Origin of the sequence: Pararhizobium sp. A13, assembly GCF_040126305.1 — a bacterium.
Lineage (GTDB): Bacteria > Pseudomonadota > Alphaproteobacteria > Rhizobiales > Rhizobiaceae > Pararhizobium.
Genome location: NZ_CP149510.1, coordinates 3,066,853 through 3,080,089 on the forward strand (window position 1 = coordinate 3,066,853; position 13,237 = coordinate 3,080,089).

Annotated in this window: 14 protein-coding genes; 6 read left to right on the forward strand and 8 right to left on the reverse strand. The window is 54.8% G+C overall.

Annotated features, from left to right (window positions below; all coding sequences use genetic code 11):
- Positions 1-77: 77 nt before the first annotated feature.
- Complete coding sequence (locus tag WI754_RS15155; protein WP_349434293.1) at positions 78-593, forward strand: hypothetical protein; 516 nt, start codon at positions 78-80, stop codon at positions 591-593.
- A 405-nt stretch (positions 594-998) separates the two neighbouring features.
- Here the strand turns inward: WI754_RS15155 and WI754_RS15160 are convergent, their stop codons facing one another.
- Complete coding sequence (locus WI754_RS15160) at positions 999-1,511, reverse strand: hypothetical protein (RefSeq protein WP_349434294.1); 513 nt, start codon at positions 1,509-1,511, stop codon at positions 999-1,001.
- A 97-nt stretch (positions 1,512-1,608) separates the two neighbouring features.
- Positions 1,609-2,151, reverse strand: a complete 543-nt coding sequence (locus WI754_RS15165) for a hypothetical protein (RefSeq protein WP_349434295.1) — start codon at positions 2,149-2,151, stop codon at positions 1,609-1,611.
- Positions 2,152-2,569: 418 nt separating this feature from the next.
- On the opposite strand from WI754_RS15165, the gene WI754_RS15170 reads away from it, so the two are divergent.
- A complete protein-coding gene (locus tag WI754_RS15170) occupies positions 2,570-3,019 on the forward strand; it encodes a hypothetical protein (RefSeq protein ID WP_349434297.1) in 450 nt (149 codons plus the stop codon).
- 121 nt (positions 3,020-3,140) lie between these two features.
- On the opposite strand, the gene WI754_RS15175 is transcribed toward WI754_RS15170, so the two are convergent.
- A complete protein-coding gene (locus WI754_RS15175) occupies positions 3,141-4,685 on the reverse strand; it encodes a hypothetical protein (RefSeq protein ID WP_349434298.1) in 1,545 nt (514 codons plus the stop codon).
- Between the two features lie 306 nt (positions 4,686-4,991).
- On the opposite strand from WI754_RS15175, the gene WI754_RS15180 reads away from it, so the two are divergent.
- A complete protein-coding gene (locus WI754_RS15180) occupies positions 4,992-5,897 on the forward strand; it encodes a DUF4238 domain-containing protein (protein ID WP_349434300.1) in 906 nt (301 codons plus the stop codon).
- A 227-nt stretch (positions 5,898-6,124) separates the two neighbouring features.
- Here the strand turns inward: WI754_RS15180 and WI754_RS15185 are convergent, their stop codons facing one another.
- On the reverse strand, positions 6,125-6,712 hold the full coding sequence (locus tag WI754_RS15185; RefSeq protein ID WP_349434301.1) for a hypothetical protein: 588 nt from the start codon (positions 6,710-6,712) through the stop codon (positions 6,125-6,127).
- A 690-nt stretch (positions 6,713-7,402) separates the two neighbouring features.
- On the reverse strand, positions 7,403-8,290 hold the full coding sequence (locus WI754_RS15190; RefSeq protein ID WP_349434302.1) for a hypothetical protein: 888 nt from the start codon (positions 8,288-8,290) through the stop codon (positions 7,403-7,405).
- On the opposite strand from WI754_RS15190, the gene WI754_RS15195 reads away from it, so the two are divergent.
- From WI754_RS15195 to WI754_RS15205, 3 genes are all read left to right on the forward strand, one after another.
- A complete protein-coding gene (locus tag WI754_RS15195) occupies positions 8,277-8,591 on the forward strand; it encodes a hypothetical protein (RefSeq protein ID WP_349434303.1) in 315 nt (104 codons plus the stop codon). The two genes, WI754_RS15190 and WI754_RS15195, sit on opposite strands and share 14 nt — an antisense overlap.
- A 239-nt stretch (positions 8,592-8,830) precedes the next feature.
- A complete protein-coding gene (locus tag WI754_RS15200) occupies positions 8,831-9,457 on the forward strand; it encodes a hypothetical protein (RefSeq protein WP_349434304.1) in 627 nt (208 codons plus the stop codon).
- Positions 9,432-9,992, forward strand: coding sequence for a hypothetical protein (locus WI754_RS15205; protein ID WP_349434305.1), 561 nt, complete (start codon positions 9,432-9,434; stop codon positions 9,990-9,992). Before WI754_RS15200 ends, WI754_RS15205 begins: the two co-directional genes overlap by 26 nt.
- 20 nt (positions 9,993-10,012) lie before the next feature.
- On the opposite strand, the gene WI754_RS15210 is transcribed toward WI754_RS15205, so the two are convergent.
- The 3 genes from WI754_RS15210 to istA form a co-directional block, all read right to left on the reverse strand.
- Entirely contained in the window at positions 10,013-10,618 is a 606-nt protein-coding gene (locus WI754_RS15210; RefSeq protein WP_349434306.1) for an ATP-binding domain-containing protein, read from the reverse strand.
- A 262-nt stretch (positions 10,619-10,880) separates the two neighbouring features.
- A complete protein-coding gene (gene istB, locus WI754_RS15215) occupies positions 10,881-11,618 on the reverse strand; it encodes an IS21-like element ISRel16 family helper ATPase IstB (protein ID WP_341487505.1) in 738 nt (245 codons plus the stop codon).
- An 11-nt stretch (positions 11,619-11,629) separates the two neighbouring features.
- Positions 11,630-13,159 carry an IS21 family transposase gene (istA, locus tag WI754_RS15220; protein ID WP_341487506.1) on the reverse strand — a complete coding sequence of 510 codons (1,530 nt, stop codon included), beginning with the start codon at positions 13,157-13,159 and terminating at the stop codon, positions 11,630-11,632.
- Positions 13,160-13,237: the final 78 nt, after the last annotated feature.

The following is a 13,237-nucleotide window of genomic DNA, read 5'->3' on the forward strand; positions in this document are numbered from 1 at the left end:
GAACAAAGCTGGCATAGGACGTTATTAGGGGTGGCGAAGCGATGCGGAAGTCTTTGCAGAGATTCGCTGAACTTCAAATGGTCGATCCGTCCGGAGCTGTTGCCGATGCCTTCAGGTGGGTCCCCCGCTACCGGGTCGCCACCAAACAACGGCACGCGGCCTTCATGTCCCATTGGAGTGCGGGAGAACATGATGCCGCCCTGGTCGAGCTTCACTTCTTTCTGACTGCGGCGTGTCGCATCGTCGCCTTCATGAAGATGGCTTCGGACCGCATGGGAGGTGAGGTGAAGTCCCATGTCGAATCCCGCGACTTCATTTCAATGAAGGACGCCCGCAACCACTTCGAACACATTGAAGATCGGCTTTACGGGAGCGGGAAGAATCGCCCACTCCCGATTACCGACGGCGGCGCTGTGCACACGGTGCACTTTGGGCTCCGGGGTGCGGATCAGCGCTTCCTGTTCGGAGACAAGGCGCTCGATGTGTCGCCCACCTTCCTCGCCGAGTTCCTGTCGTTCGTGGATCGATTCCTGGAACTGATGGATATCGCAGTCGAGGCTGCCGCACCGTTTCCCGCAGGCAGGCCATCCTGAGAGCTATTTCGCGACCGAGAGCGCCTTCGATCACCGACACTCGTCGTCATGGGCTCTGCCATGCTCTCCTGTAGTCGGGCACGTGACCGACTCCCTTGGCGGGATTCTTCGCACAAAGTGCGTCATGAGCGCCTGGCCGAACTTAGGAAAGCCTGCCTCTTTGGTGGCGAAGTCAATCCTTGACTTGGCCGTCCTGAAGTAGCCAGGAATGGACGATCTGCCATTTGTCACCTTGGTACTTAAAGTTCAGAAGGTCAGGACACTGGCTTTCGAGGTATGCGAAAAATTCTAACCCCGCAGCGCCGCTCAGAACAGCGTCATGCTGGAAGCCGCGTTGACGTCTCCATTCATGCCACGCTGCCTCGACAGCTATCCTCGCATCTTCTGGTGCTTTCAGACTTGGCATCAGCGGTTAGCCCCCGATCCGTTCTCTTTTAGGCGGCGGAGTTGCTCCTTTGCCAGGCGACGGAGTTCTTCTACATCTTGGTGAGCCAATATTTCGTCAAGCAGATCGTAAACAGCCTCCACGAACGTAGCGAGGGGACGCTGATCGCAGAATTGCCGCAGATGACGGAACCAGGCACTCTCATCTTCCATGCCGCGCGGGTGAAGGTCGAAGGCACCAGCAACAATAGCGTCGTCGGAAGACGCTTCCGGATTTTCATCAAATGCGCGAGTCATTGCGGCTGCATTCAAGCCAGACAGGAAGCCTTGCGTCCAACTCAAGAACATAAACTCCGCCGTTTCTGGCGACATGCGATATAGTTTGGCCAAATCGCCACAAGTCGCCGTCCCTGCGCCGGAAATTGCGGTTTGAGCCAACACACTGGCCGACAAAAGCATCGCCGTGGCCGATGAAAGGGCCAACAATCGTATTCGAATGTCCATCTGCCCGATCACCTGCGGTGCGTTCACCAATCACCATATCACAAATACGATAAAGACGCTGGAAGGGGACTTTTCCAGAAGTCATCACGGCCGGGTGGCAGCGCAGGAGCTAGTCGCCGCCAAACATTCATTCGAACTGACCGCGAGGGTCGCTTCTGGCGTGCGGCAAGAGTTCGTAGCTTTCCAAGTTGGCCATTTCCAGAAAATATCGAGCCTTGCGCTTGGGCACGGCTCGAAGCCAATCCGCAAGCTCCGATTGCGCAAGCCTCAACCAGTCTGGAAAATCCTCAGGCCCCTGAAAGTCTCCTTCAATAAGGCCCATCAAGGCATTGATATAGATGATGCGACCAACGCCTGGGAATTCGTAAATCTCGGTGTCGCGCTTTCCCTGTAATCGCTCCTCGATGAGCCGACATCCGAGAGCGAGTACAATTTTGTCTTCAGGAAATCGCTCATCTTCGAGAAACCAGTGCACGATTTCCGCTCGCCGTTCCGTATCGCTCAGGCCGTGGTAGGCACCGAGCCCCATGTTGCAAATCGTGCAACATGGAACCAGCTTACACTGGCCGAAATGCTCCTGAATTTGTTTCTTGGTAACGAGACCGCCGTTAGCAAACCGGTGAAGAATATAGACCGGAGGCAGGTGATCAAATTTGCCATCATTCGGCATACCGCAGTAAATGCATCGGTCACCCGGGACCGTCGCATAGACTCGGGCAAAGCGTTTTTCAGCCTCACGTCGACTATATTTCTGTTTAACGCGCGTCCCGATCACAATGGTTACATCGATATGCCGGACAACAATGAGTGTGTTCTTATCCTATCTAGATTAAGGCAACGCTAAACTTGTGCCGAAGTCGTCGCGGCAGGACAGCCCTGGTAGTCAAATTCTTGCGAAGCGTCACACTGGGTTCTCATTTCGCGACGTCGGCTGAGGTTCCAATTGCGACATGAACGGTCATCGCCCCATGTTGAATAGCTCTTGGATACTTGGCCCTTGCTGGGAGTTCGTATTGGTCCCATGATCTGCCTACTTCTCTGGCAGGCTTGAGGGAGCTTAAATGGCGTGGGGTAGAGGGCTGTTCAGGATGTGGATCGTCCTGAGTGTGATTTGGTGTGTCTTGGTTGGCCTCTTCATGTGGAACAGCATAGCCAATCCCTATCTTTCTTGGGGCGGTTTCAAGATGGGTGAAGGTCATCCTGAATACCTCGAACCTTTTGGTGAGAAGATGTCAGCCGTGCGTGCGCTCAAAGAGCGAAAGTTGCTCATCGAGTACGAAATCAGCTTCGACCAAACGGGTCTTAGAGAGACGGCCTTCTTCTTCCCGGCCAGCGCAGTACATGAGGACAACCTAAAGGCCATCGAAGCTTATATCCCCAAAGCCACCGCCCTGCAGAATGCCAAGATCAGGCGTGCACGCTACGACGCCTTATGGGGAGCTGGGTGGAGTGCTGTCGTGCCTCCGTTCATAATCCTTGCGCTTGGGCTGGCCATTCGGTGGGCTTTGCTGGGATTCCGACCGCACATCACGGGGTGAAGTTCGGGTCGTCAAAGTCAGTGGCTAGCGGCATTGGCGTCCGGCTCGGGCCATCTTGCGACTTTGGCTGAGGTCCCAAATGCGCCGCGCACAGCGGCCACTGCATCCCGTTCGCTCTAGACTACTGGAGGAAGGGCCGCTCGTCAGAGGCTTTTATCATAGCCCACCACGGCAGAATTTCGGCAACATCCATGGGGAAGCCCTTGCGGGTGTGCCGAATTTCGGAATCACGCGCCACCTCCGGTAGGCCGTAACCACGATATTTTTCGGACGCCGCGTTATCCAGAACCGTCATGAACCCATCGGTCTCGGTTTGTGCAAAGGTATCATTTAGTTCCTGAACAGAGGCAAAAACGACCATGCGCATATCGTCGTCGGTGATCCCGGGATCGGTAGCGGCAAGCTCCTTCGCCCTTGCCAACGCGCTCTCCCTTAGCTTTGTTGCCATTTGCATCCAGCTGTCCATGGTGAGGACGATCCCATGACCAGTCGGTGATACCTGATGCTCGGTGTAAATCCCGCGCCGAGCATGTGAGAAGAACCGCCACAGCTGGAAAATGCCTTTGGCGAGTTGCTCGAACCCCTGTTTGGCAGCAATCATCGGGTTTTCCGCGAACTGGCCTTCGAACGTCAGCTTTGTGGCTTTGCACTCAATAGCCACAGTGATTTGCTTGCCGTCCTTGATGAGGCAGTCCGGAGGATCAACTGCCGTTGCCTTCGGCCCATATCGTTCACCCTTCAATGCCTCAAAACGCGGATGATACGCCTTCACTAACTTCCGAATATACTCTTCGAACCGTGCGTTGGCCTCGGTACGCAGACGGTCTGGCCCTTGTTTGATGTCATAGTACAATCCAGAGGTGGCGCGGTTCATGACAAGGGGAGGCAGTGGTGCGGTATACGTGGTGGCCCGTCCGGTGTTCCGTATCATCGGATGCTGCCGGAGAATGCTGGGCATGTAAGCCGTCTTGAGAGGCGTGCCAATATTTCTGATGGCGTCGGCATTCATTCGCAGTGCCTTTATCCGCGCATCGGCCAGCTCAATGCTTTGCAGTGCAAGGGTCCTCGTCAGCGTGTCCTGGCTAAGTTTCAATGCAGAAATATCCGGGGCGACAATCCACGGCTTTTCCATCATCAACGCGAACACCATCAAGCTCAGGTATATGAAGGTGGATACCGTGATACCGCTATTCTCCTCGAAGAATGCGCCACACTCTCCCTGCCCATAGACGTAGGCATATCGGTACAACTGCTCGCTGTTGTATCCGCGCTGCCATGAGAATTGCCGCTGTCCGATCCGGTACATTTCTTCCCAGATGTTCGAGGCGGTGCCGGAGCGGGCATACTCGCCGTTCTCGATGGCTCGGAGATAATTGACCAGCGAGCCAAGCGATCCGAAATGCGTAAGGTTCGTGAAGCGATACTTTCCCTTGCGTTCCCTGTCCTTCGGCGTCGTCAGTAGGGACGTGACAATAGTTTCCAGCTCCCATTTATAAATAGCATACGGACCTACCATTTTTTCGGTGACGGCCTCCTCGGGGAAGGAGATGTATCGCGCCGCCTGTTTCGCGTGTCCGGATTGGAGAGCTTGGACGGCCCAGACGAGCGTAAGGCAATCGAAATTGTCGGCACGTTCGAGCCACGTGCGATAACGGTCCTTGTTCATTCTAAGCTTGATGCGGGTCGACTCGTGCATAGCTCATGACTACCAGAAATAGTTGCCAAGATGAGGGGGGGCCGCCATCGTCATCCCGTAGAAGCTCAGCGGCCCGTGGCCCTTCTCTCCCAGCTTGTCATGATCCGAACACCAAAGTGCTCACCTTCCACGTGAAGCGCCCGTTGAACCGAAACTGGGTCGGTTGGGTATGCTCCTTATATCTCTCAAAGCTGGGGATTGGTCACATCGACGCTTCCCAGTTCATCGAGCCTAACGCACTGTTGGGTTGCCAACGTTTATGCGGTGCGAAAGTCTATGAATGTTCCGAAGAGACATCACTTCGTTCCGGAGATGCTCCAGAAAAACTTCACCAACGACGAAGATGGTCTCTGGACATTTGACAGTCGCAACGCTGCAAAGGGTGTGTGGAGTAGTACCTATGGAAACCTTTTTCTGGAAGGACATCTCTACAGCCTTGTTCAGCCTGACGGCACAAAGGATGTTTCTCTAGAAAGCTGGTTCTCGGAGTTGGAAGGTCAGGTCGCGCCAATTGTGCAGAAGATCATGTCGACTGCGCGAAGAGGTAAGCTCCCCTGCCTGAGCGGACAGGAACGGCAAATCTGGGATTTCTTCTTTTATCAGCAATGGCGGCGGGTTCCGGATTTATTTGCGTCACTTCTTACGCCTGAGCAGCACCGCATCGAAGTGGAGAACCTGTTAGACGTGCTTGTGCGAAGCGGCCGCCCGGTGAGCAACCAAGAACGAAGCGATCTACTCGAACCAGCGTCCCTGAAGCGCATGCACAAAAATCTCAGGGTTGCGACGTTGAAAACTGGCAGCCGTACTGTGCTGGATGTCATTGCCGGGCGAGGAATTGCAATCGGCAGGCTTCTCCATCCCCGGAAATCGTTTGTATTAGGTAGCCGACCTGTAGTGAAATTGACACTGCCTGGGATCACCCACTTGAGTGATCCTCGGGTGGAAATGTGGCTTCCTATTGCAAGCGATGTAATCGTAGGCATGGGCTCAATTGATAGCCCTGAATTATTGGTTCCTGTGAGCGCGGCACAGGCTCGAAATCAGAACGAGGCCTCAGCGATGCAGAGTTCCCAGATCGTCGGCCGGTCTAAGCCGCTCATCCAGTCTTTGTCCCCATTGGTTGGAAGAAAGGTTCAGTTCACGCCGGTCGCGGAATTTCCACAGGTACCCAGCTGCGGTTAAGCCACTCACGGAGGTGTTGCCACAAAAGCTTCGATTCAAAAAGGAACCCATCGACCAATGTTGACACACTGCTCGACCGGCCTCCGGCATTCTCGCTGCAGCTGCTGGATGCGCCGCATGGACTTGCCCGCGACGGGCGGGCCATCAGGATATTGTGATACCGTTATTGTACCGAGGAGATTTTGCTGTGGCGAGGCCTCCATCATGGCGTTGATGTTGATGGATCATCAAGATAACTCGACCTCAACAGGTCCAGGCGTCGAGTTCGTTGCGTCGGACGCGACAGCCAAGGGAGGGTTCGGCGGTTTTTTGAAATCCGTCGAGCCGATCTCATTCGCCCGTTCCACGAGAGCATCGTACTTATCGGGCGAAATGCCCTGATGTCCCTCTTCGCGAAGCCGTCTGACTACCTTGTGGGGGTTCAGGACGACGGCATGGGCGTACTTACCAGCGGAACCACCCTTAATTCGAATGAACCCAAGCTCGGCGAGAAGATCGATGCGGTCCTGCCACTGACGAACGGCACGCTGACCAGAGTAGCCAGAGTGCGTTGCGAGTGATCCCGCAGCCCCGAGGGAAACATACATTTCTGCCCGAGCGCGACACCATAGTTCAAAGTAGGTGTTGCCCGCAGGCGTTCCCTTCGTGAGGTCGTCAATCATTTTTATGATGATCGGCATAGTACGAGGCACGGGCGTGTAGCCCTCTTCACTGTGGGAATCCCACAGGAGAGCCTTATCAAGGTCAGGCCACAACGAGTCGCGGAGTTCTTCCGTTTTTCTTCCGACTTTGGATTTCTTTCTGATCGGTACCATTTCGCTTCCTTTTTCGCTGATGAAAGATGGGGCGACCGAGGTTTGGACCCCCGGCCTTGGCCAATAGCGAGACCGGCGTGAGCTTGCATCCACGCTGGTCCTCCGGAAGGCGGAGTATTTGGCCGAGGTGTGGACCCCCGACCTCTCCGCCTTCTTTTGGTGGCGCGGGCTTGCATCCGCGCCGTGTTGCCTGCCATAAGCGCCACGATCATAAATTACCTAAAAAACATAATTAAATCAATCACTTAAATAAACAAAGCGGCAGCATTGTCGATGAGAAGTCACAGGCAGGTTTTTTGCTGAGTTGGAGTATATACACCAACAGCTCCGCCAAATAGGATTCAAGCCACCAATTTTGACGAGTAAGAACAAGCCGCTAGGTCGATCTTTCCCGTATCGCGTGATCTCGTCATCTGGCTGATCGCGTGATCGGGTGATCGGGTGTAGAAAATTTCTGAAGGCCCCCGCCCGCCTGATGCATTAACCGGACAGGATGCCATCGACCTTTAACTATCCTGGATCGAACAAAGTCGGCATAGGACGCTGCATCTTTCGGGCGCTTCGGTCATCGTCTATGCTGGTTGGTATTTGTCGGCGAATAGAGCTTATTCTCTCTTCTTGGCCAGTAGCGAGCTGACATTGCCGAGAGAGTCCAGCAGATGTGCAACCTATACCGCAACTTCTACTGTCTTATGTCGCGTAGTTGCCGTTCCTGTAGTCTTTCAGGTTTTCGTCATCTCCTCCACGTTCACCTGTGCAGAACTTCAAGAATTCAGTTTTTCTATTGCCGCCAAACACGTCGTCATAAGTGATTCCACCGTAGACATAGATTGCAGCGCGACCAGCGCGAATTTCCGTCATTATCTCCTCATCAATCCCCCGGGTGCGTGGGTGATGATAATTATAATGGAACCCCGGAGATATTACACTGGAGGATTGATCGACTTCGCCTTCCTTGGGGAACGGTAGGCTACCTTTGAGCGGATACTTTTCTATCCATATGTGTATCCAGCTCTTTACATTCATCGCAGGTGTTTGGCCGAAATTTTTTATGGAAACATGGGCGACGGGCTCATTGTTCTCTTTAAAGCTTATCCAAGCATGTGCGGTGTTCATGTAGGCTCGCATCTGCATTTGCGCCATGTCGCGAGTCACAATGACCGCGTCATCGGCGGCTTTGACTGCCTTTCTGGTCTCAACCAAAGTGTCCCGAATGTAATAGATACCGATGCTTGTAATACCGAGAGTAGCGGCCGATACTACCGTCATCCAGAACGTCCACCACGCCATATCAGATTGGGCTACAAGATCATTCTCGGCCCGCTCATGCTCATTAGTGGCTTCTATTACACCGCGTATGCATTCGGACATAGCATACGAATCACGGAGAGCGCAGCGTTGCTTTATCTCCTGATCGGCATTCTCAATATAGTTTGTGGAATTGCTTTGTTGTTTGGAGCGACTAAGGGCGGTAGATGATCCTGTCTCGAAAACGGCAATGGCTGAGAGGCAAAGCAGAGTAATGATGACAACCGCAGTTGCAACCTTAAAGAATTGACCTCTATTGCTGTCAGACATTGCAAAAATAAACCGCCATGAATTTGCCCCGAGAGAGATTATTCCGCACGTTAACCTCATTCGCGTCAACACCAATCTCGGCCAGCTTCTCAACAAGTTGTGCGTAGGCGTCTTGGCCCCGATCATCGCAACGGACATCCTGACCGAGGACAAGTTCTTCGAGGACGGAAATAGCAGCTTTCCGCAAGTCCAGGATTTGCCGTCACGCTTGATTTTGACCGGCAAGCTCCAAGGTATCGCCGTCGACTACGCGGGGGAGAAGATGCCGCCCACGCATAGTTTCCAACGAAGGCGATTGTGATTAGTTCCAGAAGGATTTCCGTGCAGTCCCGTTCTCCACTGACGGAGAGATCAGGCAATTCAAGAACCTGCACATCCTTCCTGGCGTCCGAGTTGAACCCTCATGCCAAAAGCAATCTAGACAGGAACTTCGGCGGGAAGTACACGTAGGCGAGGGATTGTGCGGACTTATGCTTCTAGAAGGTTCGGCTGAGCTATCAGGTGTGGGGGCCACAAGTGGGGGCGGTTAGAGCAGCGTTGGTGGACGCCTTCATTGCCGCCCTGCCGGTGGCCTTGGTCTATTTCAGCGGTTGGGCCTATCTGACATCATATCTCGGCCAGTTTGGGATCGACGCGACCCAGTTCGACGTCAGCTTCACAACTGTACTCGTCTATGCGTTTGTGCCACTTCAGTCTTATTCTGTTCTTTTCGCGATAGCTGCTATCGTCCTCCTCGGCTTTGCAGGCTTTTTGCTCGAATTCAACATGAAGGAAGATTCGACGATTTTGCGCAGCGTGGCTGCGTCACTTGGTCTTGTCGCTCTGGTTCTGGTTGTCGTCCTCCTCTTCGTTGTAAAGGCGGCGGCAACGACAGCCGCTCGTGATATGAGCGACAATGTCTGGAAAGGCGACAAATCCCAGTCGGTGGTGCCTCTACTCGACGCGCGAAAGGACGATCCAGCAGTAAAATTATATAATGCTTGCAGAGAAGGCCGACGTCTCCGCCAGATAATCGGCTTGCCGAGCCAACTGTTTTTGATGTGTCGCAGTGCCGTGGATGAATGCAACCGGGGAACGCTTTTTGCGGTTAGCAATGAGGGAAAGCTGCTTTATTCGGCCGACAAGGTCAGGGAGGAAATCAATGTTCGGAAGATTTGTCAGCCTTAGCCTGCTCCTGATTATTGCGATACCTCATCAGTCATTTGGCGACGACATTGAACTCGCCATGAGAAGGAAGATTGTCGTTGGCGACGGGCCATTTGAGATAAAGGACGAGGGAGGAGTCATCGGTTTTATCGTAGCCACGGCCGGAAATTCGGTCACCTTCAAGCCTTGTACAGGGGAATCTTTTTCGCTTAACCGCGACAAACTTCTCAGGACTAAAAACAAATGCAAGGATGCGCCATCTCCTGATGAGAACCCTCTAGTGGCAAACTGTGGTGATGCGTGGGACGGTTGGGACAAAACGAAAGTCGTACAGGCCATCAAAGGCGACGAGCCGGTCGGCACGACTTTTTTCTCCACCAGTGACAACGAGATATTTGCACAGGCTATGGACCCGACCCAGATGGCAGCAGCCATGGACAGCGTGGCTCAGCTGAAGGATTGTGGGCAATATACTATCGGCTTTGACACGCAAGGAAAAATCAATCTGAGCATCGTTCAGCCGATGCAGGCGATCCGTTTTGACAATCAAAACTGAACGCCGCTCAAGAGGCGACATTAAGTTTGGAATATAGGAGTTGGATCGTTTTTCGAAACAACCAAGTATATCTCCTTCGTAGCCCGGCTCAGAGCTACATAAAGCAGGTTCCTCTTTGCCAAATTGTCCGGGAAACTCGTTTTGTCTCCTGCAAACAATATCACCGTGTCTGCCTCTAAACCTTTGCATTTGTGGATGGTGCTGAGACACTTGCTGGGAGGCGAGGGGTGAACCCTTGATCGTCGATGTATGATCTCCGCCAGCCCAACTTTGGGATCGTCGAATTCTTGGAGTTGGATGAAGTCGTTGAGTTCACGAGGATAGTCTAATCGAATCTCGTTGAACGGCGCTTGTTTAGAAATGATCAGTTCCCGAAGCGTAGCCGCCGCTTCGCAATACCCAACATGACCCTCGTCTTCTGAGATTTGGCTCGCCATGGTAGCCATCATCGGTGGAATCTGACCGCGAGGCGAGCGTGAAGGGCATGCGATTTCACGATGCAACACGCTGGAAAATCGAGAGCCAAACCCGCTTGTGACCGCTTTGAGAAACTCCACAAACGCGGCGACCTTGCCAGATTGGTCAACGGTCCCATTGCCGAGCTTGTCGATGAACTGTTCCACCATTGTGGTTGAGTGACCTTCCCATATCGGCAGGCGAGCCTTAAACGTAGACCGGAGGCCATTGACCGTACCGGAGCGGGAGGCAAGGCAAAGCATCCGAACACTCGAAGCAACAGCCTCGTTGATAGGTTGCCAATCTGCCGATTCCGATGAAGCCGCCCCTTTGTTCCGAGATGATTGCGCCCCCGGATTCCGGGATGATCTCGCCCCCTTGAGGCTGGGGTCCTGCTGGCTGTGATTGTTGTCAGTCGATCGTCGTTAGGAGTCAAGATTTCCGGCGCTGATTTCGCCGCAGGCTTTCGCCAGATAGGTCGATGCGATGGGCATTATGAACCAGCCTGTCGAGAATGGCATCGGCGTAGGTTGGGTTACCGATGATCTCGTGCCAGGCTGATACGGGAAGCTGGCTGGTAACGATTGTCGAGCGACGTCCGTAACGATCTTCGAGGATCTCCAGGAGGTCGTGGCGCGCCTGCTCATTGAGCGGTTCCAGGCCCCAGTCGTCGAGGATCAAGAGTTGGACGTGGCCGAGGGTGCGTTGCAGCCTTGCATATCGACCGTCACCGTGAGCAAGGGCGAGATTGGCAAACAGCCGTGGCACGCGCTGATAAAGAACGGAACGATCGTCGCGGCAGGCCTTGTGCCCGAGTGCACAGGCTAACCAGCTTTTGCCGACGCCGGATGGCCCGCAGATCGCAAGGTTGTCGTGGGCATCGATCCAGTCGCCGCCGATCAGCTTCATGAACAGAGCGCGATCGAGACCGCGGTCACTGCGGTAATCGACATCTTCCGGTACGGCCTGATGACGGAGCTTGGCAAACCGCAGACGGGCGGCAAGCTTGCGATCGTGGCGCGAGCTCCATTCTCGCTCGAGCAGCAGCCCGAGCCATTCGGCATGGGAGAGTTGTTCGCTCTCACCGTTGGTCAGCAGTTCGTTGAACGCTTTGGCCATGCCGGTCAGGCCCATGGCGTTCAATTTATCAAGCGTGGGATGTGCAAGCATATGTCGTCTCCTCAGTGGTAATAGCGGGGACCGCGGATGTTGGAGTGGTTGATCGGCTCGGGTGATGATGCGCCTGATGACGCCGACGGTCGGTCGAGGTGATTGTCGAGAATGGAGCGCACCGAGCCATAGGTTCGCGCACCGATTTCCAATGCCCGCCCGCAGGCCGCGTTGACCCGCTCTCGCTCAAACGCTTTAACGAGGCGGATAATGCCCAGGCAGGCTCTGTAGCCCTGCTCGGGATGCGGCCGATCGGCGAGAATACGCTCGCAGAGCAATGCAACGTCCGATCCGATTGCCGATGCTTCGCGGCTGATGCGCTCGATTGTCCAATCGGCAAAGCGGCGATGGGATGATGGCATGTGCTCGGGCGTTGTCGTGTGCTTGCCATTGCCGCTCGAGCGTCGGTGGGCGGCAATGCGCTCACCTTTGTGGAAGATCTCGATGGTATTGGCGGTGATGCGCGCCTCGACCTGCTCACGGGCAAACCGGTAGGGCACGGAGTAATAGTGCTTGTCGATATCAACATGATAATCGAGGCCAGCCCGCCGTATCTTCCATTCGGCAAAGACGTATCGTTCGACAGGAAGCGGCCGTAGGGCGGGATAATCGATCTCTTCAAACAACTGGCGTCGTGTGCGCCCGACACGACGCAGAACACGCGCGTCGTTGAGATCGACGAGCAATTCGACAATCGCCGCATTGACGTCGGCAAGGCTGTAAAAGACGCGGTGGCGTAGCCGGCCCAGCAGCCAGCGCTCGACAATGCGAACCGCCGCCTCCACCTTCGCCTTGTCGCGTGGCCGGCGCGGTCGCGTCGGAAGAACAGTGCTTCCGTAATGCGCTGCCATCCCGGCATAGGTGCGATTGACCTGTGGATCAAAAAGGCAGGCCTTGATAACGGCAACCTTGGCGTTGTCGGGAACCAGCAGCGCCGGTGCGCCACCGAACGCCTCAAGCGCAAGCAGGTGGCATTCGATCCAATCAGGAAGCGTCTCGCTCCAGCGGGCATGTGCGAATGAAAGGCTCGATGCCCCGAGCACTGCGACGAACAGATGCGCTTGCCGCGTCTTTCCCGACAATCGATCGATGACCACCGTGACCGTGTCGCCGGCATAGTCGACGAACAGCTTTTCGCCAGCCGCATGGTCCTGGCGCATCGTCACCGGCAGCTTCAGTGCCCAAGCGCGATACAAATCGCAGTAGCGGCTGTAGCGATAGCCATCGGGATGAAGGCCGATATACTCGTCCCAGAGGATCTGCAGCGTGACATGCTTGCGTTTCAGCTCGCGATGAACATGAGCCCAATCCGGTTCAACGCTGCGACGGTGACCGGTCTTCGTGCCGGCAGCTCTATAGAGAGCCGCTTCCAAAACCGCATCGTTGACATCGTCGCCCAACGGCCAGGAAAGCCCGGCAATCTCAACACGGCGCAGCGTCTCACGCACCGTCGAGGGGGCCGCACCAACGCGCGCCGCAATCGACTTGTGGCCAAGCCCTTCCTCAAATCTGTATCTCAGAATCTCGCGGACACGCCGCATCTTTAGTCTCTCCGCTGGCATCGCGTTCCTTCCTCTCAGGCAACTGAAAGGACGAACGTCTCACCAGCAGGACACCCC